Source organism: Brevundimonas sp. EU05-FHT14B07, from assembly GCF_058790795.1.
This window is the reverse complement of record NZ_JBYTCZ010000005.1, coordinates 34,709-54,892: the sequence shown is the minus strand read 5'-3', so window position 1 is coordinate 54,892 and position 20,184 is coordinate 34,709. Positions and strand designations below refer to the sequence as shown.

Annotated in this window: 26 protein-coding genes and 3 tRNA genes; 16 read left to right on the top strand and 13 right to left on the bottom strand. The window is 64.7% G+C overall.

Annotated elements, in window-relative coordinates; all coding sequences use genetic code 11:
- Position 1: 1 nt before the first annotated feature.
- The 5 genes from AC3WRC_RS12585 to AC3WRC_RS12565 all read right to left on the bottom strand — a co-directional run bounded on the left by AC3WRC_RS12585 (position 2) and on the right by AC3WRC_RS12565 (position 3,189).
- Positions 2-595, bottom strand: coding sequence for a YfbR-like 5'-deoxynucleotidase (locus AC3WRC_RS12585; protein WP_026108420.1), 594 nt, complete (start codon positions 593-595; stop codon positions 2-4).
- A gap of 142 nt (positions 596-737) precedes the next feature.
- Positions 738-1,541 (bottom strand): methyltransferase type 11, encoded by an 804-nt coding sequence (locus AC3WRC_RS12580; protein ID WP_492304075.1) that lies wholly within the window; start codon positions 1,539-1,541, stop codon positions 738-740.
- Between the two features lie 73 nt (positions 1,542-1,614).
- Positions 1,615-2,475: an AAA family ATPase gene (locus tag AC3WRC_RS12575; protein WP_165116303.1), complete on the bottom strand. Its 861-nt coding sequence runs from the start codon at positions 2,473-2,475 to the stop codon at positions 1,615-1,617.
- A 63-nt stretch (positions 2,476-2,538) separates the two neighbouring features.
- On the bottom strand, positions 2,539-2,733 hold the full coding sequence (locus tag AC3WRC_RS12570) for a hypothetical protein (protein ID WP_492304074.1): 195 nt from the start codon (positions 2,731-2,733) through the stop codon (positions 2,539-2,541).
- A gap of 12 nt (positions 2,734-2,745) precedes the next feature.
- Positions 2,746-3,189: a hypothetical protein gene (locus AC3WRC_RS12565; protein WP_112861757.1), complete on the bottom strand. Its 444-nt coding sequence runs from the start codon at positions 3,187-3,189 to the stop codon at positions 2,746-2,748.
- 156 nt (positions 3,190-3,345) lie between these two features.
- Between AC3WRC_RS12565 and flbT the strand changes: the two genes are divergently transcribed.
- Both flbT and flaF read left to right on the top strand, forming a co-directional pair.
- Positions 3,346-3,768 carry a flagellar biosynthesis repressor FlbT gene (flbT, locus tag AC3WRC_RS12560; protein WP_045811316.1) on the top strand — a complete coding sequence of 141 codons (423 nt, stop codon included), beginning with the start codon at positions 3,346-3,348 and terminating at the stop codon, positions 3,766-3,768.
- On the top strand, positions 3,728-4,093 hold the full coding sequence (flaF, locus tag AC3WRC_RS12555; protein WP_017505215.1) for a flagellar biosynthesis regulator FlaF: 366 nt from the start codon (positions 3,728-3,730) through the stop codon (positions 4,091-4,093). The genes flbT and flaF overlap by 41 nt, the downstream gene beginning before the upstream one ends.
- 251 nt (positions 4,094-4,344) lie before the next feature.
- On the opposite strand, the gene AC3WRC_RS12550 is transcribed toward flaF, so the two are convergent.
- The 7 genes from AC3WRC_RS12550 to AC3WRC_RS12520 form a co-directional block, all read right to left on the bottom strand.
- Positions 4,345-5,109: an exopolysaccharide biosynthesis protein gene (locus tag AC3WRC_RS12550; protein WP_228763708.1), complete on the bottom strand. Its 765-nt coding sequence runs from the start codon at positions 5,107-5,109 to the stop codon at positions 4,345-4,347.
- A 99-nt stretch (positions 5,110-5,208) separates the two neighbouring features.
- A complete protein-coding gene (locus AC3WRC_RS12545; RefSeq protein WP_039247297.1) occupies positions 5,209-5,394 on the bottom strand; it encodes a DUF3008 family protein in 186 nt (61 codons plus the stop codon).
- Between the two features lie 30 nt (positions 5,395-5,424).
- Positions 5,425-6,594 carry an isovaleryl-CoA dehydrogenase gene (locus AC3WRC_RS12540; protein WP_492304073.1) on the bottom strand — a complete coding sequence of 390 codons (1,170 nt, stop codon included), beginning with the start codon at positions 6,592-6,594 and terminating at the stop codon, positions 5,425-5,427.
- 43 nt (positions 6,595-6,637) lie between these two features.
- Entirely contained in the window at positions 6,638-7,702 is a 1,065-nt protein-coding gene (locus AC3WRC_RS12535; protein WP_492304072.1) for a lysozyme, read from the bottom strand.
- Between the two features lie 78 nt (positions 7,703-7,780).
- Entirely contained in the window at positions 7,781-9,199 is a 1,419-nt protein-coding gene (gene mgtE / locus AC3WRC_RS12530) for a magnesium transporter (RefSeq protein ID WP_066551775.1), read from the bottom strand.
- Between the two features lie 65 nt (positions 9,200-9,264).
- A tRNA-Leu gene (locus AC3WRC_RS12525) sits at positions 9,265-9,349 on the bottom strand.
- A gap of 86 nt (positions 9,350-9,435) precedes the next feature.
- Complete coding sequence (locus AC3WRC_RS12520; RefSeq protein ID WP_017505209.1) at positions 9,436-9,687, bottom strand: FliM/FliN family flagellar motor switch protein; 252 nt, start codon at positions 9,685-9,687, stop codon at positions 9,436-9,438.
- 65 nt (positions 9,688-9,752) lie between these two features.
- Here AC3WRC_RS12520 and lipB point away from each other — a divergent pair, with 65 nt between their 5' ends.
- From lipB to AC3WRC_RS12500, 4 genes are all read left to right on the top strand, one after another.
- Positions 9,753-10,469, top strand: coding sequence for a lipoyl(octanoyl) transferase LipB (gene lipB / locus AC3WRC_RS12515; protein ID WP_492304071.1), 717 nt, complete (start codon positions 9,753-9,755; stop codon positions 10,467-10,469).
- Positions 10,470-10,596: 127 nt separating this feature from the next.
- Positions 10,597-12,081, top strand: coding sequence for a S41 family peptidase (locus AC3WRC_RS12510; protein ID WP_492304070.1), 1,485 nt, complete (start codon positions 10,597-10,599; stop codon positions 12,079-12,081).
- Between the two features lie 74 nt (positions 12,082-12,155).
- A complete protein-coding gene (gene msrB / locus AC3WRC_RS12505; RefSeq protein WP_492304069.1) occupies positions 12,156-12,650 on the top strand; it encodes a peptide-methionine (R)-S-oxide reductase MsrB in 495 nt (164 codons plus the stop codon).
- A 48-nt stretch (positions 12,651-12,698) separates the two neighbouring features.
- Positions 12,699-13,286 (top strand): hypothetical protein, encoded by a 588-nt coding sequence (locus AC3WRC_RS12500; protein ID WP_492304068.1) that lies wholly within the window; start codon positions 12,699-12,701, stop codon positions 13,284-13,286.
- Positions 13,287-13,353: 67 nt separating this feature from the next.
- Here AC3WRC_RS12500 and AC3WRC_RS12495 read toward each other — a convergent pair.
- A tRNA-Thr gene (locus AC3WRC_RS12495) sits at positions 13,354-13,428 on the bottom strand.
- Between the two features lie 425 nt (positions 13,429-13,853).
- Here AC3WRC_RS12495 and murA point away from each other — a divergent pair.
- The 10 genes from murA to AC3WRC_RS12445 all read left to right on the top strand — a co-directional run bounded on the left by murA (position 13,854) and on the right by AC3WRC_RS12445 (position 20,177).
- Positions 13,854-15,143, top strand: a complete 1,290-nt coding sequence (gene murA, locus AC3WRC_RS12490; protein ID WP_492304067.1) for a UDP-N-acetylglucosamine 1-carboxyvinyltransferase — start codon at positions 13,854-13,856, stop codon at positions 15,141-15,143.
- A complete protein-coding gene (locus AC3WRC_RS12485) occupies positions 15,133-15,618 on the top strand; it encodes a DUF2948 family protein (RefSeq protein WP_055754877.1) in 486 nt (161 codons plus the stop codon). Before murA ends, AC3WRC_RS12485 begins: the two co-directional genes overlap by 11 nt.
- Positions 15,615-16,082 carry a UPF0262 family protein gene (locus AC3WRC_RS12480; protein WP_017505201.1) on the top strand — a complete coding sequence of 156 codons (468 nt, stop codon included), beginning with the start codon at positions 15,615-15,617 and terminating at the stop codon, positions 16,080-16,082. Before AC3WRC_RS12485 ends, AC3WRC_RS12480 begins: the two co-directional genes overlap by 4 nt.
- A gap of 103 nt (positions 16,083-16,185) precedes the next feature.
- Entirely contained in the window at positions 16,186-16,404 is a 219-nt protein-coding gene (gene infA, locus AC3WRC_RS12475; protein ID WP_008261544.1) for a translation initiation factor IF-1, read from the top strand.
- Entirely contained in the window at positions 16,405-16,986 is a 582-nt protein-coding gene (locus AC3WRC_RS12470) for a Maf family protein (protein WP_492304066.1), read from the top strand.
- The gene (locus tag AC3WRC_RS12465; protein WP_492304065.1) at positions 16,983-18,017 is read left to right on the top strand and encodes a ribonuclease E/G; all 1,035 of its coding nucleotides are present in this window, start codon (positions 16,983-16,985) and stop codon (positions 18,015-18,017) included. Before AC3WRC_RS12470 ends, AC3WRC_RS12465 begins: the two co-directional genes overlap by 4 nt.
- A 3-nt stretch (positions 18,018-18,020) precedes the next feature.
- A complete protein-coding gene (locus AC3WRC_RS12460) occupies positions 18,021-18,221 on the top strand; it encodes a DNA gyrase inhibitor YacG (RefSeq protein WP_055754880.1) in 201 nt (66 codons plus the stop codon).
- Positions 18,222-18,248: 27 nt separating this feature from the next.
- Positions 18,249-18,324 (top strand) — tRNA-Phe (locus AC3WRC_RS12455).
- 531 nt (positions 18,325-18,855) lie between these two features.
- The gene (locus AC3WRC_RS12450) at positions 18,856-19,737 is read left to right on the top strand and encodes a MotA/TolQ/ExbB proton channel family protein (protein WP_055754881.1); all 882 of its coding nucleotides are present in this window, start codon (positions 18,856-18,858) and stop codon (positions 19,735-19,737) included.
- A 5-nt stretch (positions 19,738-19,742) separates the two neighbouring features.
- Complete coding sequence (locus AC3WRC_RS12445; RefSeq protein WP_055754882.1) at positions 19,743-20,177, top strand: biopolymer transporter ExbD; 435 nt, start codon at positions 19,743-19,745, stop codon at positions 20,175-20,177.
- Positions 20,178-20,184 lie beyond the last annotated feature (7 nt).

The window sequence follows — 20,184 nt, the reverse complement described above, 5'->3', positions numbered from 1 at the left end:
GTTATTCCGTGTGCCAGGCGTCGTCGGCGGGGATCAGGCCGACAGCGCCAGCCAGGACCCGGTAGCGTTCCAGATAGCGGGCCTGGGCGACCGGGGCGGGTTGGGGTTCGATCGTCAGGCTGTAACCCTCGGGCGGGCTGCCGAAGAAGCCCAGCGATTCCTTTTCGGTGAAACCCGCCAACTGCGTCGCCTCAAAGAAGGCGCAGGCCTTGTCGGCCTTCTTGATCAGGGTCTTGATCGTTTGCGGCGTCTTGGGCGGCAGGCCGTAGCGCAGGTGGATCGCGGCTTCCAGCTTGGCCTCGAAGTCCTTGTAACCGGCTCCGAGCGCCGCCTTGAACGGCGAGATCATGTCGCCGATGACGTATTCCGAGGCGTCGTGCAACAGAGCGGCCAGACGCCATTTCGGATCCAGGCCGGGCTTGATGTGGGCGGCGATCTCTTCAACCACGCACGAGTGCTGGGCGACCGAGAAGGCGTGCTCGCCGATGGTCTGACCGTTCCAACGGGCGACGCGCGCCAGGCCGTGGGCGATGTCCTCGATCTCGATGTCGAACGGCGACGGGTCCAGCAGGTCCAGGCGACGACCGGACAGCATGCGCTGCCAAGCGCGGAGGGCGTTCTTCTTGGTGGGGCGCTCGGCCAAATCGCGTGTCCTGATCGCTTGTCGGCTGGTCAGGTGACGCAAAGATACGTCGGGATCAAGCGGGAGGGGCGAGACGGCGCAGGAAATCGCCGCGTCAGCGTCCGACGTTCAGTGTGACCAGTTCCTTGGCGTCGTCGAAAATGCCGTCGTTTCGGCGATCCTTGGACCTCACCACGGCGATGACGATCGGGCCGCCGCTGGGGCCGCGCGCCTCGAATCCTACTTGGCGCCAGCCCGCATCGCCGGGCTGATCGTCAGCCAGGATATAGGTCATGCGCGTCGCTGCGCCCGGCGCACGGGTGCGCACGCGCGTGGAGTTGTCGTTGGCGTCCACGCTGACCGTCGAGGTTTCGGTGCGGACGTTTTGTCCGTCCTTGGACTGGATGTTGATGCCGCCGATGCGGACGCTGGCGTTATCGCCCTGGGTCTCGATCTTCAGGCCGGGCAGGCGGACCGAGGCGTCCTCGCCGCGCGTCTTGATGTCGACCCCAGGCGCTTGGACGGAAGTCGTATGGCCTGCCTCGATTGATGGAGGCGGTGGCGGCGCATCGCCTGCGCCCGGGGCCAGCCGCGCGACTGTATGAGGCAGATCGGCGCTGGCGCGCGCCTCGAAGTCCCGCAACACATCATCGACTGAGCGCCCGTCCAGCTTGACAAGATGTAGGACGACGTCGGCGCCCTTGGGGCCGCCATAGACGCAGTTCGCGCCGCCTGCCGCCGCTAGGCCCTTTCGCGTCAGGACGCCAAGATTGTCGGGGCATTGCAGGGCGTCGATCACCTTTAATACGCCTGCGCCCTGATCGTCGCTGGAGGAGGTGGTGGTGATGCGGACCGAGTTGTCGCCATCGCAGGCGGCCAGGCTGGCGCTGAGGACTAGATAAAGCAGGACATGACGCATGGTCGAACCTCTCTTGGCCCCCATTCTGCGCGCTGCGGCCGCGTGATCCAGTGAAATCGCGGTAATCACCGCGTCAGCCGCCGGGGCGCGAGCCTTCGCGGCGGTTCAGAAACGCCAGACGTTCGAACAGATGCACGTCCTGCTCGTTCTTCAGCAGCGCGCCGTGCAGCGGCGGGATCAGCTTGTTCGGCGTCTTCTCACGCAGGGTCTCGGCGTCGATATCCTCGACCAGCAACAGCTTCAGCCAATCCAGAAGCTCCGAGGTTGACGGCTTCTTCTTCAGGCCCGGCGTGTCGCGGATTTCGTAGAAAGTCTTCAAGGCCTCGGACACCAGGCGCGGTTTGATGCCGGGGAAGTGGACATCGACGATAGCCGAAAGGGTCTCGGCGTCGGGGAAGCGAATGAAGTGGAAGAAGCAGCGGCGCAGAAAGGCGTCAGGCAGTTCTTTTTCATTGTTGGAGGTGATGATCACGATGGGACGAACTTCGGCGCGGATCGTCTCGTCCGTTTCCTGAACGTAGAACTCCATCCGATCCAGTTCCTGCAGCAGGTCGTTGGGAAACTCGATGTCGGCCTTGTCGATTTCGTCGATCAGCAGGACGGGGCGGGCGGGGGCGGTGAAGGCTTCCCACAGCTTGCCTTTTTTCAGATAGTTACGAACGTCATGGACGCGTTCCTCGCCCAACTGGCTGTCGCGCAGCCGGCTTACCGCGTCATACTCATACAGGCCGTTGTGGGCCTTGGTCGTGGATTTGACGTGCCAGGTGATCAGCGGCGCGTCGAAGGCTTTGGCGATCTCATAGGCCAGCACCGTCTTGCCTGTGCCGGGCTCTCCCTTGATCAGCAGGGGACGCTCAAGTGCGACCGCGGCGTTTACCGCGATCTTGAGGTCGCTCGTGGCGATATAGCGGTCCGTGCCTTCGAAACGGCTCATAGAAAAACCCACTCCGTGTTTCCACGGAGTGGGTTAGCGGATCGCCTGCGTCGTGAACAGCGATCAGGTGATGCGCTTGGCAGAGACCGGATCGCTGGCGGGGAAGGTCTCTTCCAGGCCTTCATCAACCAGCGCCTCCTGGCGGCTGTCCGACTTGTCGATCTTGTCCAGCTGGTCCGGTACGCCATCCTGCGAGGTCGTGCGCTTGGCGTGCGGGACGTCGGTCGAGGCGTCGTGACGGGCTTTGTCGTCGGTCATGTCATTCTCTCCTTATCGCGCCGGAGCGTCTTGATCGCCGTCCGGGCCGTATCCCAGGTCCGTGATGTCGTCATCCGAGAGACGTTTGGCCTCCCAGTGGGCGGCGCTGGCCTGTGCGCCGCGTTCGTTTTCCATCAGGCCGGAATAGACGAGCTCGATTTCATCCGGCGCTGACGCCGGCCCGCCTTCGGCGTCGATCTGATCGCGGTTTTCGCCATCGACGCCCAACAGGGCGTCGGCTTCGCGTTCGATGCCGTCGAGAGCTAGTTGGTCGTCGAGATCGACCTCGGCGTCCTCGTCGAACTCCTCTTCGTCGGCGTCGCCGTCAGCCTGGGTCACGTCCAGCACCTGATCGGCCTCATCCAGCAGGAATTCGCCGTCGCCCTCGTCGTCCAGATGGGTTTCGTCGAACGTCTCAGACTGTTCCTGATCGTCCTGATAGTCGTTGTCCGGCATCGTCGTCTCCTCTTCGACAAGCCAACGCAACGGCGACGATACGCGTTCCAGCGGATCGATCTCACAAGGGATGGTTAACTGATGCCGGAGTAGGGTCTGATTCACTCGGAGCTGTCGTGCGCGACTGGCTCGATCACGACTGGAGTACGGTCCTCAATGGCCTTGAAGCTGTCGCTGAAACCCGGCGAGAAGTTCGTTCTGAATGGCGCCGTGGTCCAGAACGGCGATCGTCGCGGCGTGCTGATCCTCCAAAACCGCGCCAGCGTCCTGCGCGAGAAGGACATCATGCAGGCCGAGGACGTCACCACGCCTGCACGCCGCATCTATTTCCCGATCATGATGATGTATCTGGACGAGAGTTCGGCGTCGAAGTTCTTCGACGAACTCGCTCTGCGGATCACCGAATTCATGGGCGCGACGCAGAACCCGGACATCCTGGCCGAATGCGTCTCGGCCTCGCGTCATGTGCTGGCGCGCGAATACTATAAGGCCCTGATGTCGGCGCGTAAGATTGTCGAGTATGAAGAGAGAGTGCTGAATGTCGCTTCAGGCCTACACAGCGGCGACAGCGAGGGCTGAGAGCCCGCGCGACCTGGAGTACCGTCTGTTCGGTCAGGTCACGCGCGCTCTGGTTCACGCCTCGACCGTCGACGAATCCGACATCGCCACCCGTATCGACGCGCTGGACTGGAACCGGCGTCTGTGGTCGACGCTGGCCGGCGAGTGCAGTGATCCGGGCAACGCCCTGGGCGCTCCGATGCGGGCGCAGATCATCTCGCTGAGCCTGTTCGTCAATCGCCATTCCTCGGCGATCATGCGGGGCGAGGAAAGCTTCCAGGACCTGATCGACATCAACCGCATGATCATGCAGGGCCTGTCCGGCGGGGCGTCGCCGACGCAGTAGATCGGCACGCGTTCACGAAAGCGCGAAGCCCATTGGCGCAAGGCGTTGAGCCGTCTTATGTTTCATCTCCCTGTTCAACAGTCGAAAGGAGGTGATCCAGTGTCTCATTGTCATCAATCGCGAGCGGCGACCGCGACCCTGGCCCTCGGAGAGGGTCTGGTCTGAGCCTTTCAGACTGAGTTGCGGCCGGACCGTTCGCGGTCAGGCAATGAAGGGTCGTCGGGGAAACTCGGCGGCCCTTTTTGTCGCCGTCAGTGCAGCAGTTTGGCGAACCAGCCGGTCACGTGCTGGGCCACCTCGACCACCGTCGCCCAGATCAGGAACAGATAGAGAGCGCTGGCTGCGGTGGCCACGACGCCGAGCAGGATGGCGACCCCGTCGCGCTGCATCATGCCCAGGGCGAACAGAACCAGGGCGATGCCGGGCAGGGCGTCTCCAAACGGGATGGGCAAGGCCATGATCAGGGCCAACACGACGCAGACCAGGCCTGTGAAGGTGTCGGCGACATCGCCGGTCAGCAGCGGCAGGCGAGGGCGGGTCAAGCGTTCGATGGCGCGGACCATCTTCAGGACGCTCAGGCCATTCGGGCGTCTGCGAACGGCGCGCCTCACGCCGTCGGAAAAGATGTAGCGGCGCCCGGCGATCCGCACCTTTGCCGACAGGACCCAGCGGCGTAGCCAGGCCGGGGCTGCGAACGGCGTGGCGATCAAGGACGTGTAGGCGGCGCGGGACACCGAGGCCTTCAGCATCCAGCGCGGCAGCCACACGCTCTGCCTCTGGAAAGCCAGTTCCAGAGACATCAGGATGATCGGCACGGCGAAGACTGCCTTGCCGCCGGGCGGCCAGGGCAGGAGCGCCAGCAGCGACAGGATCAGGATCATGGCCCCGAAGCCGCGCTCGCCGAACGACGCGACTAATTCGGCCATGGTCAGCTTGGGTTCTGGGGCGTGGCCGAGGTCTTCAAGAACGTCGGAGAACCGCCGCAGGTCGTCGTTCGGAGGCGGTTGGGCGGGCATCAGGCGGGGCGCTCGGCTGGAGATTGCGCCCATCTAGGCGGTCGGCGCGCGGATCGCCACTTACAGAACGGACAGGCGATCAGATAAATCGACTGTGTCTCAGTCCTGCACGTGCTCGGGTTTGCCCTTGCGCTTGGTTTCGGCAAGGTCTTCCAGCTGCTTTTCCGTCATGGACTCGACCATGGACTTGGACGCGCCCTTCAGCTTTGACTTCGGCGTGTCCCCGCGCTTGGCCGACAGGGCGGCGCCGGCGGCCTTTTGCTGAGCGGCGGATTTGGCGGGCATGGTCTGTCTCCCTTGTGCGGAGACAAGCCGTCAGCCGCCCAGCAGTTCCCGTCCGATCAGGAAGCGGCGGATCTCGTTGGTGCCGGCGCCGATGTCATAGAGTTTGGCGTCGCGGACCAGTCGTTCGACCGGCCATTCCTTGGTGTAGCCGGCGCCGCCCAAGGCCTGAACGGCCTCCATCGTCACCTTTACCGCATTTTCGGACGCCAGCAGGATCGCGCCCGCCGCGTCGTAGCGCGTTGTCAGGCCGGCGTCGCAGGCTTTGGCGACCGAATAGACATAGGCGCGGGCGCTGTTCAGGGCGACGTACATGTCGGCGATCTTGCCCTGCATCAGCTGGAACGAGCCGATCGGCTTGCCGAACTGCTTGCGGTCGCGGACGTAGGGCAGAACGACATCCAGCGCGGCCTGCATGATGCCGAGCGGACCGGCAGCCAGAACGGCGCGCTCATAGTCCAGGCCGCTCATCAGCACGCCGGCGCCGCCGCCCAGCGGACCCATGATGTTGTCTTCCGGCACTTCGCAATCTTCGAAAACCAGTTCGGCGGTGTCCGAGCCGCGCATGCCCATCTTGTCCAGCTTTTTGCTGACGCTGAAACCCTTCATGCCCTTTTCGATCAGGAAGGCAGTGCAACCCTTTGATCCTGCGCCCGGATCGGTCTTGGCGTAGACGACGAGGGTGTCGGCATGGGGCGCGTTGGTGATCCAGAACTTGGTGCCGTTCAGGACGTAGCGATCGCCCTTCTTTTCAGCGCGGGTGCGCATCGACATGACGTCCGAGCCTGATCCGGCCTCGGACATGGCCAGCGAGCCGACATGTTCGCCGCTGATCAGCTTGGGCAGATATTTCTGCTTCTGCTCGGGCGTGCCCCAGCGCCGAATCTGATTGACGCAAAGGTTGGAGTGGGCGCCGTAGCTCAGGCCGATCGAGGCCGAGGCGCGCGACACTTCCTCCATCGCCACGACATGTTCGAGATAGCCCAGGCCAAGGCCGCCGAACTCTTCTTCGACGGTGATGCCATGCAGGCCCAGTTCGCCCATTTCGGGCCAGAGTTCGCGTTTGAACTCGTTCTTTTCGTCGATCTCGGCGGCCAGCGGGGCCAGGCGATCGGCGGCCCAGCGGGCGGTGGTGTCGCGGATGGCGTCGGCGTTATCGCCAAGGCCGAATTCCATGGACTGGGGCGCGAAGGGAATGCTCATGCGCTAGGGCGTAGCATCGCGCACGGCCTTTCGCCAAGCGCTGTCAGATGCGGTGAGCCCGTCCCCAGCGCCGATAGCAGTTGTAGCCCGACACACCCAGGCAGGCGGCGGCGACCAGGATCAAGACCCAGGCGACCGTAGCGGTGTCGCTGCTGTTCGATATCGACGCGCGGCGAAAGGCGGCCATGGCGACGCCAAGGCACAGGGCGCCTAGGCCGCCCATGATGACGAAGGTCAAGGTTTCCCCCAGGCCCGAGCGCCGCTTGGCGCGAGCGCGGGCCACGACCTCACGCGTGCTCAGCACGTCTTCGCTGGCTGCCGCATCACCCTCGATGGCCGGTGTGGCGGCGCTGTCGCCGGACGCGGCTTCGGCCAGTCCCGGCGCGGTCAGCACCACGCTGGTTTTCTGCGCACCCGCGAAGCCCGACGGCGTCTCCGGCTGTTGGGTCTCGACCGGGGCGTGGATGTCGTTGGCGGCGATGATCGGCGCAGCGACGGAGACGGTCTCCGATTGTCCACTCAGCGCCACGTCGTCCTGGGCCGGGAATGGGGCGACGGCTTCATCCAGGGCGCCGTCGACGGCGGGCAGGGTCGGCTCATCCGTCTCGAAAGGAGACGGCAGAGGCGCGGCCAAAAGATCCGCCAGGGTGACCGGCGCGCCGGGCGCGGCGTTGAACAGCGCGTGTTCAGCCGAGCGACGGCGGGTCGGGGTCTCGGCTGCGGCTTCATCGGCCCAGGCGCTCAAAGACGCGGACGCCTGCCGGGCAGACCCCGCATTCAACTGTTCGACCACGTCGGAGGCGGCGAACCTGTCCGCGCCGATGGAAAAGGCGAAACTGGCCAGGGCGTCGAACTGATGCTGGTTGAGGGGAACGCGGACATGATCGGTCACGGCCTGCACGACCGGGATCAGGTCGTATTGCATAAGCAGTTCGGCCTCGGCCTCGGACACCCTCGCGCCTTCGCGGGCCGACCGGGTGTGGCCATAGCCGATGACCCAGCGACCGTCGCTGCGCTGCATGGCCCGAGGCCGGAAGCCTTCGAAACTCTTGATCAGCATGACGCCCTCGCGGGACACCTTGCTGGGTTTGGGGAGGACGTCAGACACAGTTGACCCAATTGGAAACAGGCGCGCGGCGCTCGCACCGCTCCCAGCAAGGGCCGCGCCGGATCGTCCGCGTCGTGTCTAGAGCAGCACCAGTGTGGCCAGACCAAGGAAGATCAAGAAGCCGAAGAAGTCGGTGGTTGCCGTAACGAACACGGCCGACGACACGGCTGGGTCGAACTTCAGCTTGGACAGGGTCAAGGGCGTCAGGACCCCGATCGAAGCGGCGACCAGCAGGTTCAGGATCATGGCCGCGCCTATCACCAGGCCGATCTTCCAGTCTTCGTCCCGGAACCAGAAGCCGGCCGCGATGCCGATCAGGGGGGCCAGGATCAGGCCGTTGGCCAGGCCGACCATCATTTCCCGCCAGAAGGTGCGCGGGGCGTTCGAACTGTTCAGCTCGCGTGTCGCCAGGGCGCGCACGGTCACGGTCAGGGCCTGGGTGCCCGCGTTGCCGCCGATGGCCGAGACGATCGGCATCAGGACGGCGAGGGCGACGATCTGCTGGATGGTGGCCTCGAACAGGCCGATGACACTGGCGCCCAGCGCCGCCGTCGCCAGATTTATCGCCAGCCAGGGCACGCGACCGCGCACGATCTCGGGCACGGACGAACCGCGGTCCTCATCGGCGACACCGGCCAGACGCAGAATGTCCTCGCGGTTTTCTTCCTGAATGATGTTGACGATGTCATCGACGGTGATCTGACCGACCAGCCGCCCGGCCGCGTCCACGACGGGCGCCGAGATCAGGTGGTATTTCTCGAAGATGTAGGCGACTTCTTCCTGATCCTGATCGACGGCGATCTCGTTGATCGGCTCCATCAGATCGGTCAGGGCGACGGTTCGGGCGGCGCGTAGAAGACCGCTGATCGGCACGCCGCCGACCGGACGGTTCAGCGGATCGACGACATAGATGTCGAAGAAAAGCTCGGGCAGGTCGTCGCCCTGTTTGCGGATGTGGTCGATGGTGTCGCCCACGCTCCAGAACTGGGGCGCGGCCATCACCTCGCGCTGCATCAGGCGGCCGGCGGACTCTTCCGCATAGCCCAGGCTGCTTTCGATGGCGGCGCGATCGACTTCGGGCATGGCGGCCAGAACGCGTTCGCGCTGGTCGTCTTCCAGGTCTTCGACGACGGCGGCGGCGTCGTCGGAATCCAGTTCCTGCAGCGCCTCGGCCAGGGTGCCGTGCGGGACCCGCTCCAGCACCTCTTCGCGGATATTGTCGTCGAGCTCGGGCAGGGTCTCGGCCAGAAGCTCGGGCGGCAACCACAGCACGACGACGGCGCGGTGTTCCGCCGTCAGAAAGCCCATCAGGTCAGCGACGTCGGCCGGGTGCAGGTCTTCCAGCAGCGAGCGCAGCCGCATCCCGTCGCCGTCGTCGGCGGCGTCCACGACTTTCTCGACGAATTGAGGGGTGAGGACATAGTCCTCGTCCAGGGCGGCGTGGTCTTCGTTATCGAGCGTCTCGTCTGGAGCAAAGGCGGTGTCCGTGGTGCTCACGTGGTCGCCTCCCTTGGTAGAATGTCCAGCCGTACTTAGCCGATGAATCGCCCTGTTTAGCCAGATGGTGCGGTCGAGAAGACTCGAACTTCCACGGGTTGCCCCACAGCGACCTCAACGCTGCGCGTCTACCAATTCCGCCACGACCGCTCGCATCGGAGCGGCGGCGAATAGACGAAGCCGTTGGAAAAGGAAAGGGCGAAATGAACGACGCAAAGACGTCGCGGATCAAAGCCTCAGGCCGACCCGGCCATGAAGTCGTACACGTCCGCCTGGCGGGTGACGGTGATGGCGATACGGTCGTCTCGGATCTCGATTTCGCCGCGCGCGACCGGATAGTTGTTGGCTAGGATCCAGACCTCGTCGCCCTCTGCGGCGTCCAGGGGAATCACCGCGCCGCGACCCATGCGCAGCAGTTGCGACATCGGCAGCACCGAGCGACCCAGCACCACTGAGATTTCGACATCGACGGCGTTGATCTGGGTCACGTAAAGCTCTCTTCACTGGAGGGCCGTCTCTTGCAGAAACGCCCTGGCGACCACATTGAAGCGTCATGCTTGCTGAGCCGTTAAGCCCGTCCCTTCAGAAACTGCGTCTCGACGATGGCCGACCGGTCGAATGGGCCGTGTCGAAAGGCTACGTCGACTATACGGCCGCGGAGGCTTTCATGGAGGCGCGCGTCGCCGCCATTGCGGCCGGCAAAGCGCATGAGATGGTCTGGTTGCTGGAACATCCGCCGCTCTACACCGCCGGCGTCTCGGCCAAGGACGACGACCTTCTGGATGCCGGCCGGTTTCCGGTGCATCGCACAGGGCGGGGCGGGCAGTTCACCTATCACGGGCCGGGACAGCGCGTCGCCTATGTGATGTTGGACCTGAACCGACGCGGCAAGGACGTGCGGTGTTTCGTGCGCGGGCTTGAGCTGTGGCTGATCGGCGCCCTGGATACGTTCGGCGTAAAGGCCGACATCCGGCCGGGTCGCGTGGGCGTGTGGGTCGAGCGCAAGGGGGCGGGCTGGTCGCGCGAGGACAAGATCGCCGCCATCGGCGTCAAGGTGCGCAAATGGGTCAGCTTCCACGGCATCAGCCTGAACGTGGAGCCGGATCTGGATCATTTCGGCGGCATCGTCCCCTGCGGCATTCAGGAACACGGCGTCACCAGCCTGGTCGATCTCGGCGTTCTGGCGACGATGGACGAGGCCGACGAGGCCTTGAGGCGCAGCTTCGATCGAATATTCGGCGCAGCGGTCGAAGCGCCGGCGCCGCTTTGATGCGCGCCGCATCGCCGCAGCCCATGTGACAATCGGGCGAAATCCCGCGCGGCGGGGTTGGCAAGCGCCGGACGCATGGGGTTTAACCTTTCCCACGAGCTTGAAATCAAAGGCCGCAGGAAACCCCATGAACCGAATGATCGCCGCCGCATCGGCCGCTGTTCTGTCGCTGACCGCCGCCGCCGGCGCCGCTGTCGCACAGGATTTTCGCGCTCTGGCGCAGCAAGACCTCCAGGCCGCGCATGACGCCCTGGCCGCCAACCACCCCGCCGCCGTGATTCCCGGCGCGCCCAGCGAAGCGTTTCGCAGCTGGATCGATGCTGGCCTGACCGATGCGCAAGGCAAGGTGGGACGCGTGAACAGCGGCGACAGCCACGCCTATCTGATGCGCTACTACGCCAACGGCTTCCGCGATTCGAACATCGCGATTCGCCCGACCTATGAAGGCCTTGGCCCCTTCTTCGCGACCAGCTGGCCGGGCGTGACCACGGCGTGGCGCAACGGCGAATATGTCGTCTCCTATGTGAAGCCCGGCGTTCGCAACGTGCCGCCGCTCGGCGCGACACTAGTCAAATGCGGCGACAAGACCGCCGCTCAGTTGGCCGAAGAGCGGCTGGACCGCTGGGAAGGCGACCTGACGACGGAAGCCGGACGTGTCCGCACCGCCCCCTATCTGCTGTGGAACCGCAATAACCCGTTCACAGGCGGCGTTCCGTCGCTGTGCACCTTTAAGGTCGGGCGTCGCGATCGTGACTTCCAGATGCAGCCCCAGCCGGCCGACGCCGCCAGCCTGGAAGCCGCCTATCGCGCCACCGTCTATACGCCGGGCGCCAATCCGTTGTCGGTCGAGACGGTCGACGGCCGTCCGTGGATCAACGTTCACACCCTGGCTGACGACGCCGGATGGGACGCCTTCTACGCCGCCGTCGAAGCCCAACTGCCCGCCATTCGCGGCGCGCAGGGGCTGGTCATCGATCTGCGCGGGGCAAACGGCGGTTCGCTGAATGCGACAGGCAAGGGCTATGGCCTGGCCAACCGCATCTGGACGCCGGAGTTCACCGTCAGCCGTCAGCCTGAAGCCGGCTCGATCACCTATCGCGCCACGCCCGCCAACCGTCAGTGGTTCGCCGACACCCTGGCGCGCATGCAGGCCGATCCGCGCTTCGTCGCCGAGTCCGGTCCGGTGATCGAACAGACCCAAGCCATCGTCGCCGCCTTCGATTCGGCCCTGGCCGCCAATCAGCCGACCTTCACCATGCCGGGCCGTCCCTCGGTGGCGGACACGGGCGCAGCAAACCCGGTGGCGGGTCCGGTCGTGGTCCTGGTCGACAGCGGCTGCACCAGCGGGTGCCTAGATACGCTGGACCTGCTGACACGCCTGCCGAACGTGCGCCTGGCCGGATCGGTCACCGCTGAGGACTCGATCTTTATCGAGCCGACCGTTCTGCGCCTGCCGTCGAACTATGCCGAGCTGACCTATGGTCATAAGGCCTGGACCACGCGCCAACGAGGCAACGATGCGCCCTTCACCCCGGCACAGGGCCTTGCCTATACCGGATCGGCGACGGACGAGGCGGCCGTGCGCGCTTGGGTCGGCACGCTGTTCCAATAAGGAAAAAGCCGGTCGAATGAACGAGGGGCGGGCAGGGGGTGGAACCCTTGGCCCGCCCTTCTTATTTGCAGTCCATGACCGATCTCGCCCAAACCTCCGAAACCCTCCGTTCGCCGTCCGGCTATGACCTGACGCCGCCGAACGCCGAAGAACGCGCCCGGCTCGAAGCCGATTTGAATCCTGAGGAAAAGCGCGTCCTGCTGTCTCACGGCACGGAGGCGCCGTTCTGCGGCACTCTGCTTGGCGAGAAGCGGGCCGGCGTATTCTGCTGCCGCGAATGCGGCTTGCCGTTGTTCAAGAGCGGAACGAAGTTCGAAAGCGGCACCGGCTGGCCCAGCTTCACTCAGCCGGTTGATGACGCGCATGTCCACGCGATCCGCGACACCAGCTACGGCATGATCCGCATCGAGACCCAATGCGCCCGGTGCGGCAGCCACCAGGGTCACGTCTTCCCCGACGGCCCGCCGCCGACCGGAAACCGCTATTGCATCAACTCGGTCGCGCTTAGTTTCGTAGCCGAGGGCGAGGCCTTGCCGGACCCCCTGAACCGTGGCGACGGCATCGCCTGACCTTGGCCTCAATCGCTGTGCTAGGATGATGTCGAACGGAGGTGGCCTATGCTGATCGCAAGTCTCTTGGCGGGTGTGGCGCTGGCGGCGTCGGACGGTGATCCGGACGGCGTGGTCACAACGGCGCCGACAAATGCGCCAACCCTGGCCCAGGCCCTGGCTGCGACGCCTGAGGCGTCGGTGACCGCGCCGACGGCCCAGGACGCCGCCCCGCACGGCATGACCACCGAACAGCAGATCCAGAACTGGATCAGCGCGCGCACGCCGGGCGCAACCTTCGACGAGAGCGCAGAGCCGGGGGCGCCGGCCGAACGCAAGATGCATGGCATGGTCGAGGCCGGGATCGGCACCGGCGGTTATCGCAGCTATGGCGCGGCCGTTTCCTTGCCCGTCGGCGAGAACGGCCGCCTGGACCTGGCCTACCGCGAAGGCCGCAATGAACCTTGGGGATACGGCTACGGCGGCTATGGTCTGCGCGGACCGGGCTTCTATTCACCTTATGGCGGCGGCTGGCGCGGTCGAGGCTATGGGGCCGACACCACGACCAAGTCGATGTCGATGGGGTTCAGCTGGAGCAAGGATGGCGATGCGGATGACCGCGATCCCTATCGCCGCGGCCTGTACGGCTACGACTGAAGGCTTTTCCGTCCGATCTGGAAAACCAAAAAGGCCCGACGAAAGCCGGGCCTTTTCAAGTCTCAGATGGTGCCGCCGGGGGGAATCGAACCCACGACCTCAGCCTTACCAAGGATGCGCTCTACCACTGAGCTACGGCGGCCCCGACTGAGGAAGCGGCCGTATAGCCAAACCCTTCCGGGGAGGGAAGCGGCTTTTTGACGATCTGAAAGAAAGTTTGGACATGGCCCGTGATCACGGCATCATCGCGCCATGACTCGCACGCCGCATGACGCCGATACGCCCTCCGCCGCCGCACAGGCGACGCCGATCGTCGAATCGGGCCCTGAGTTCGGAAAGGCCCAATCTGAGAGAGAAAGGGCAAAGGCGGAAAAGGCCATGCGGCTGGCCTCGGCGCTCCGGGCCAATCTGCGGCGGCGCAAGGCGCCGGCGCGCACGCCGGCTGCACCACGCGACAGCAACTGAAAGTCATCGCCTCGCGATCACGCAGCCCTTTGGCAAGCGCCCGCCGGCTTGCTAGAGAACCTTCCCCCCGAGGCGTTGGCCTCGGGCGCGCTTAAGGACGTCATGGACAGCATCGCCATTCAGGGCGGCGCCCAGCTTTTCGGGGACATTCCCGTCAGCGGCGCCAAGAACTCCGCCATCAAGCTGATGGCCGCCTCGATCCTGACGGATCAGCCCTTGCTGCTGACCAATATGCCGCGTCTGGCCGACACCCGGTTCCTGGGTCAGTTGCTGCGCCAGTTTGGCATCGAAGTGACCGAGCGTGACGGCGCGGACGGGCAGGAGAGCCTGTTTCACGCCAAGGACCTGACCTCGACCTTCGCCCCCTATGATCTGGTGCGCCAAATGCGGGCTTCGTTCAATGTGCTGGGGCCGTTGCTGGCGCGCACAGGCGAAGCCAAGGTCTCGCTGCCGGGCGGCTGCACCATCGGTGCGCGTCCGGTCGATCTGCATCTGCAGGCGCTGACGGCGCTGGGCGCCGAGATCGAGTTGGACGAAGGCTATGTCACCGCCCGCGCGCCCAAGGGCTTGAAGGGCGCCGAGATCGAGTTCCCCTTCGTCTCGGTCGGCGCCACCGAACATGCGCTTCTGGCCGCTGTGCTGGCTGAAGGCACGACCGTCCTGCGCCGTGCGGCGCGCGAACCCGAGATCGGCGATCTGGCCCACTGTCTGACGGCCATGGGCGCCAAAATTGAGGGAATCGACACCGATGTGCTGACCATCACCGGCGTCTCGTCGCTGAATGGAACGACCTGGTCTGTGATCCCCGACCGGATCGAGATGGGCTCCTACGCCGTCGCCGCCGCCATGGCGGGCGGCGAGGTGCGTCTGACCAAGGCGCGGGCTGACTTGATCGGTTCGCTGACCGACAAGATGGTCGAGGCGGGCGTCGAGGTGTCGCCGACCGCCGACGGCGTTCTGATCAAACGCGACCCGAAGCAGCGCCTGAAGGCCGTGGACGTCGAGACGGCCATCTATCCGGGCTTCGCTACCGATCTCCAGGCCCAGTTCATGGCGCTAATGACGACGGCGGAGGGCGTCAGCACGGTTCGCGAGACGATCTTCGAAAACCGCTTCATGCATGTGCCGGAGTTGGCGCGACTGGGCGCCGACATTTCGGTCCATGCCGGAGAGGCGCACGTCAACGGTGTCGAAGTTCTGCACGGTGCGCAGGTGATGGCGACCGATCTTCGCGCCTCCATGTGCCTGGTTATCGCGGGCCTCGTCGCCGAGGGCGAAACTACTGTCGGACGCGTCTATCATCTGGATCGCGGTTTCGAGCGTTTGGAAGAAAAGCTCGGCGCGTGCGGAGCCGACATCCGCCGCATAAAGGGAACAGGTGATGAGCACTGAGATCGACGGCGTCATCACCGAAGCCAAGGCGCCGGTCGAACCGTTGCGCCTGCTGGCCGAGGACGCCGACGATCTCCAGATCATTTCCGCCGCGCTTCAGGACGCCATCCTGCGGCCCGTCGATATCGTCTGGGAAAAACAGGCGCGGACCCTGACCATCGCCTTTAGCCGGTTTTGCTGGGAGTGCGGCGGGACGCGCGTGATGTGCGCCATGCAGTTCGGCGACGTTCTGGCGGTCAAGAGCCGCCGCCTGTCGCGCAGTCCCGACGCTTCGCTAGAACTGCTCGCGCTCGACTTTATTCCGACCGAGGATCTCAGCGGCCGCGTCATCCTGATGTTCGCCGGCGGCGGGGATCTGCGGATCGACGTCGAATGTTTGGACGCCGTGGTGACGGATATTTCCGACCGCTGGCCTGCACGGATCGCGCCGACCCACCTGGACACGCCCGAACTGGACGAAGGGACCGCGGCATGAGCGCCGATCACAAGCTGGCCTCGGTCGAACTGGACGCCGCGACCCTTCCGGCGGCGACGGCCGAGATCGAGCACGAGCGTCGCGTCGCCATCTTTGATCTGGTCGAGAAAAACAGTTTCGAGCCCGTCGGCGCCGAGGGCGGGCCCTACAGGCTGAAACTGTCGCTTCAGGACAATCGTCTGGTGTTCGACATCGACGGCGAGAACTTCACGCGCACCTACGCCATCAGCCTGACGCCGCTGAAAGGCGTGATCAAAGACTATCTGATGATCTGCGACAGCTACTACGAGGCTCTGCGCGGATCCTCGGCCAGCCAGATCGAATCGGTCGATATGGGCCGACGCGGCCTTCACAACGAAGGGGCCGAGCAGCTGAAGACGCGGTTGGACGGCAAGATCGTGGTCGATCACGAAACGTCGCGGCGCCTGTTTACATTGCTCTGCGCCCTCTACCGTCGCGGCTGACCTCGACTATCTCTGCGTTTTCGGGCATTAGGCCCGTCCATTCCGCCCCTCGCGCCCGCCCGGCGTGGGGTCGAACGCATACTCAACGGGCGTGAGAGGCCGCATGGCTAAGGAAGAACTGCTCGAGTTTCCCGGCACCGTCAGCGAACTGCTGCCGAACGCCACCTTCCGCGTGACGCTCGAGAACGACCACGAGATCATCGCCCACACCGCCGGCAAGATGCGTAAGAACCGCATCCGCGTTCTGGCCGGCGACAAGGTGCTGGTCGAAATGACCCCCTACGACCTGACCAAGGGTCGCATCACCTATCGCTTCAAGTAAGTGGCTGCGGGTCGCCCCGAACTGGTGCTGGCTTCGGCCAGCCCGCGCCGCATCGAACTGCTGGCGCAGGTCGGGATCACACCCGACCATATCGATCCCGCCGACATCGACGAAACGCCTCTGAAGGGCGAGACCCCGCCGCGTCTGGCCGAACGGCTCGCCATCTCTAAGGCCCAGGTTGTCGCAGAACGCCGTCGCGACGCGGTCGTCATCGCCGCCGATACGGTTGTCGCTGTCGGGCGTCGCTTTCTGGAAAAGGCGGCGGACGAGGGCGAGGCGACACGTTTTCTGAAACTGCTGTCCGGCCGCAATCACCGCGTCTTCACCGGCGTCGCCGTCTGGCGCGACGGAAAACTATCGTCGCGCGTCAACGAAACCCGCGTGACCTTCAAACCCTTGTCGGACCACGAGATCGCATCCTACGTCGCCACGGGCGACTGGCGCGGCAAGGCCGGGGGCTATGGCATCCAGGGCCCGGCGGCCGCCTTCATTCAGCGAATCGTCGGCAGCCATCCGTCCGTGATGGGCCTGCCCGTCTATGAGGCCGTCCAGCTTTTGCACGGCGTCGGCTGGCGTTCATGAGCGGCGCAGTCGAGGTCTTCCTCGACGAGACGCCTGGCGAGACGCGTGGCGCCATCATGCGCGACGGCCGCTACACCCATCTTCTGATCCACCGCGAGGATGATGTGGCGCAGACCCGGCTCGGCGCCCGCTCGGTGGGGCGTGTCATCGAGGTGAACCCCGGCTTGCGCGGCGCCTTCGTCGATATCGCCGCACCGACCGCCGCTTTTCTACCGTTCCCCAGAAACGATCGGCTCACGCAAGGCCAACGGCTGGAAGTCATCGTCACCGCCGAACCTCATGCGGGAAAAGGGGCGGTGGTTCGCCGTCTGGGGCCCGGGGAGGGGACGCCTCGCCTGATTCAGCCCGCACCCAGCATCGCCGAACAGCTGCGCGATCTCGCGCCCGGCGAGGAAACAGTCACCGGCATCGCCGCTATCGACGCCGTGGTCGAGGCGGAGGAGGAGGCTCTGGCTCAATCGATCGTTTTCGCCTCGTATGGAATCGATCTCGCCATCGAACGCACGCGCGCCTTGGTGGCTGTGGACATCGACTTCACCTCCACCCCCGGTCGTGATCCGAAACAGGCAAGGGCGGCTGCGAATCGCGAGGGGTTGAAACAGGCGGCGCGGCTGATCGGCCTGCGGAACTGGGGCGGCCTGATCGTCATCGACATGATCGGGGACGGTACGGACGCGGAGGCCCAGGCCAAGGTTGCGCGGGCCGCGTTCGGTCACGAACCCCAGGCCGTCTTCGGACCCGTCAGTCGGTTCGGCCTGTTGCAGATGTCGCTTCCCTGGCGCCGTACGCCGATCGAGGAGGTTCTGCTCGGCGCCAGCGGACGCCCGTCTGTTCAAACACGAGCCTTGTCTGTCGTGCGCACTTTGCGGCGGCAGCTTCTGGCCGATACCCTGTCGCCGCGCGTCATCGCGCGCTGCGCGCCGGAAGAAGCCGTAATCACTGATCCGCTGGCGGCTCGTCTGGGACCGCGAGCGGTGATCCAGGCCGATGCCGCAATCCCGCCAGGGCGCGGACGAATAGAAGAGGGTTGAGCCGTGGCTTCCTGTCCCATCTGCCGCAAGGCCGACGCCGATCCCAAGTACAAGCCCTTCTGCTCACGTCGCTGTTCGGACGTGGATCTTCAGCGCTGGTTCACCGGCGCCTACGCCATTCCGGCCGCCTTGGACGAGGGTGCGGAAGATGATGACGAAAAGGACGGATTGGGCGCTGGACAGGCGGAAAAGCCTCCCCTATAGACCCGCCTCTCGCGACGCCGCGTCGGCGCCTGGATAGCTCAGCTGGTAGAGCAGCGGATTGAAAATCCGCGTGTCGGTGGTTCGAACCCGCCTCCAGGCACCATATTTTCCTACACCGTGAAATCGATTGTTTTGAGCGCATGATCCTGTGCTGCGGCCTCTGCGCCGCCCTTCGGTTTCCGCTGGCTTGCAGCGATCAGCCCGACATTTGCAGTATCGGGAAATGATCGCGCTCAGGACGGCCGTTTTGAACAAACTTGCTTCATCTGACGCCAGATCATCATCAAAATGTCGCGCTGCCGCACTTTAATGCGCTGGTTGATGGAACTTTTCTCCATGTCTCTCGACGGGTTAAAAGCCCCTCTTGTCCCTTGACGCTCCGGTAAGGGTTCGTCAAAGGGTTGAGGCGCCTTCGCAAGAAGACGTTAATGCGGATCGCCGGGGACGTGTCCCCGAAGGTTCGACCAGCGGAGACGAGGCGGGCGACCGGTTCGATCTCCACCGAAGATTTCAGCGGGCTCTGATCCTCGAAAGGACGGGCGCGTTGAAGGAAACATTTCAGGTTGGGGGGCGGTCGCTGACTATGGCCGCACCTTTGGTTCCACGAGTCAGACCAAGCAGGAACTGGCGAATTATGCTGAACAGCAAAAAGACGAATATCCTTCTCGCCATGGCCGGCGCCGCCGCGCTGATGGCGAGCTCGCCGGTCCTGGCCCAGGCCCCGGCCGAGCCCACCCCGGCCGCCTCGACTGCGGCTCCCGCAGCCGCCGCTCCGGCTGCTGGCGAAGCTGATCCGGCAACGGTGAACGACGCCGTCGGCGGCGGTCACGGCGACATCACCCCGATCTCCATGTTCATGGAAGCCACGGTCGTCGTTAAGGTCGTTATGGCCGGCTTGCTGCTGGCCTCGATCCTGTCGTGGACCCTGCTGCTCATCAAGCTGTTCGAGTTCGGCGCTCTGAACCGCAAGACCGACACCTTCCTCGAGAACTTCCGCGGCGCCCGCACCATCGCCGACATGCGCGCTGTCTCGACTCAGGAAGAGTTCGACGGCAACCCGCTGGCCGACATGGCCGCCGCCGCCACCGAAGAAATCGAACTGTCGCGTCAATCGGGTCTGTCGGTCACCGGCGATCACCTCGATTCGGCCATGGGCCGCGCTCAGTCGGCTGTCGCCGCCGTTCAATCCGGTCTGGCCCTGCGCCTTTCGGGCGGTCAACAGTTCCTGGCTTCGGTCGGCTCGATCGGTCCGTTCGTCGGTCTGTTCGGCACCGTGTACGGCATCATGAACTCCTTCATCGGTATCGCCCAGTCGAACACGACCAACCTGGCCGTCGTGGCGCCGGGTATCGCTGAAGCTCTTCTGGCCACCGGTATCGGTCTGTTCGCCGCTATTCCGGCCGTTGTCTTCTACAACTACTTCAACACCCGCATCGCTGCCTACGGCACGCGCGCCGACGGCTTCGCCGCTGAGCTGCTGAACGGCATCTCGCGTCAGCTCGACAAGGGGGCGTAAGACGGATGGCCGCCAAGATTAAATCGGGCGGCGCTGGCAACCTGCCTCAGGCCAACAGTGATATCAACGTTACGCCTTTCGTTGATATCATGCTGGTCCTGCTCATCATCTTCATGGTGGCGGCTCCGCTTGCCTCTGTGTCGGTGCCTGTCGAGTTGCCAATCGCCGTCGCCAAGGCGGCCCCGAACCCGCCCAAGCCGGTCTATATTTCGATCCAGAATGACGGCGACGTCTATGTGGGCGACTTCAAGACCGACGTCGGATCCCTGGGCGCCGATCTGAAAGAACAGATCGGTTCCCGGAACCCGGCCGATGAGCGGATCTTCATTCGGGGCGATCAGAACACCCGTTACGGCGACTTCATGCAGGTCATGAATGCGCTGCAGGATAACGGCTTCTATAGCGTTGCGCTGGTCGGCGAAGACCAGGCGACGAGTTAGGATGCGG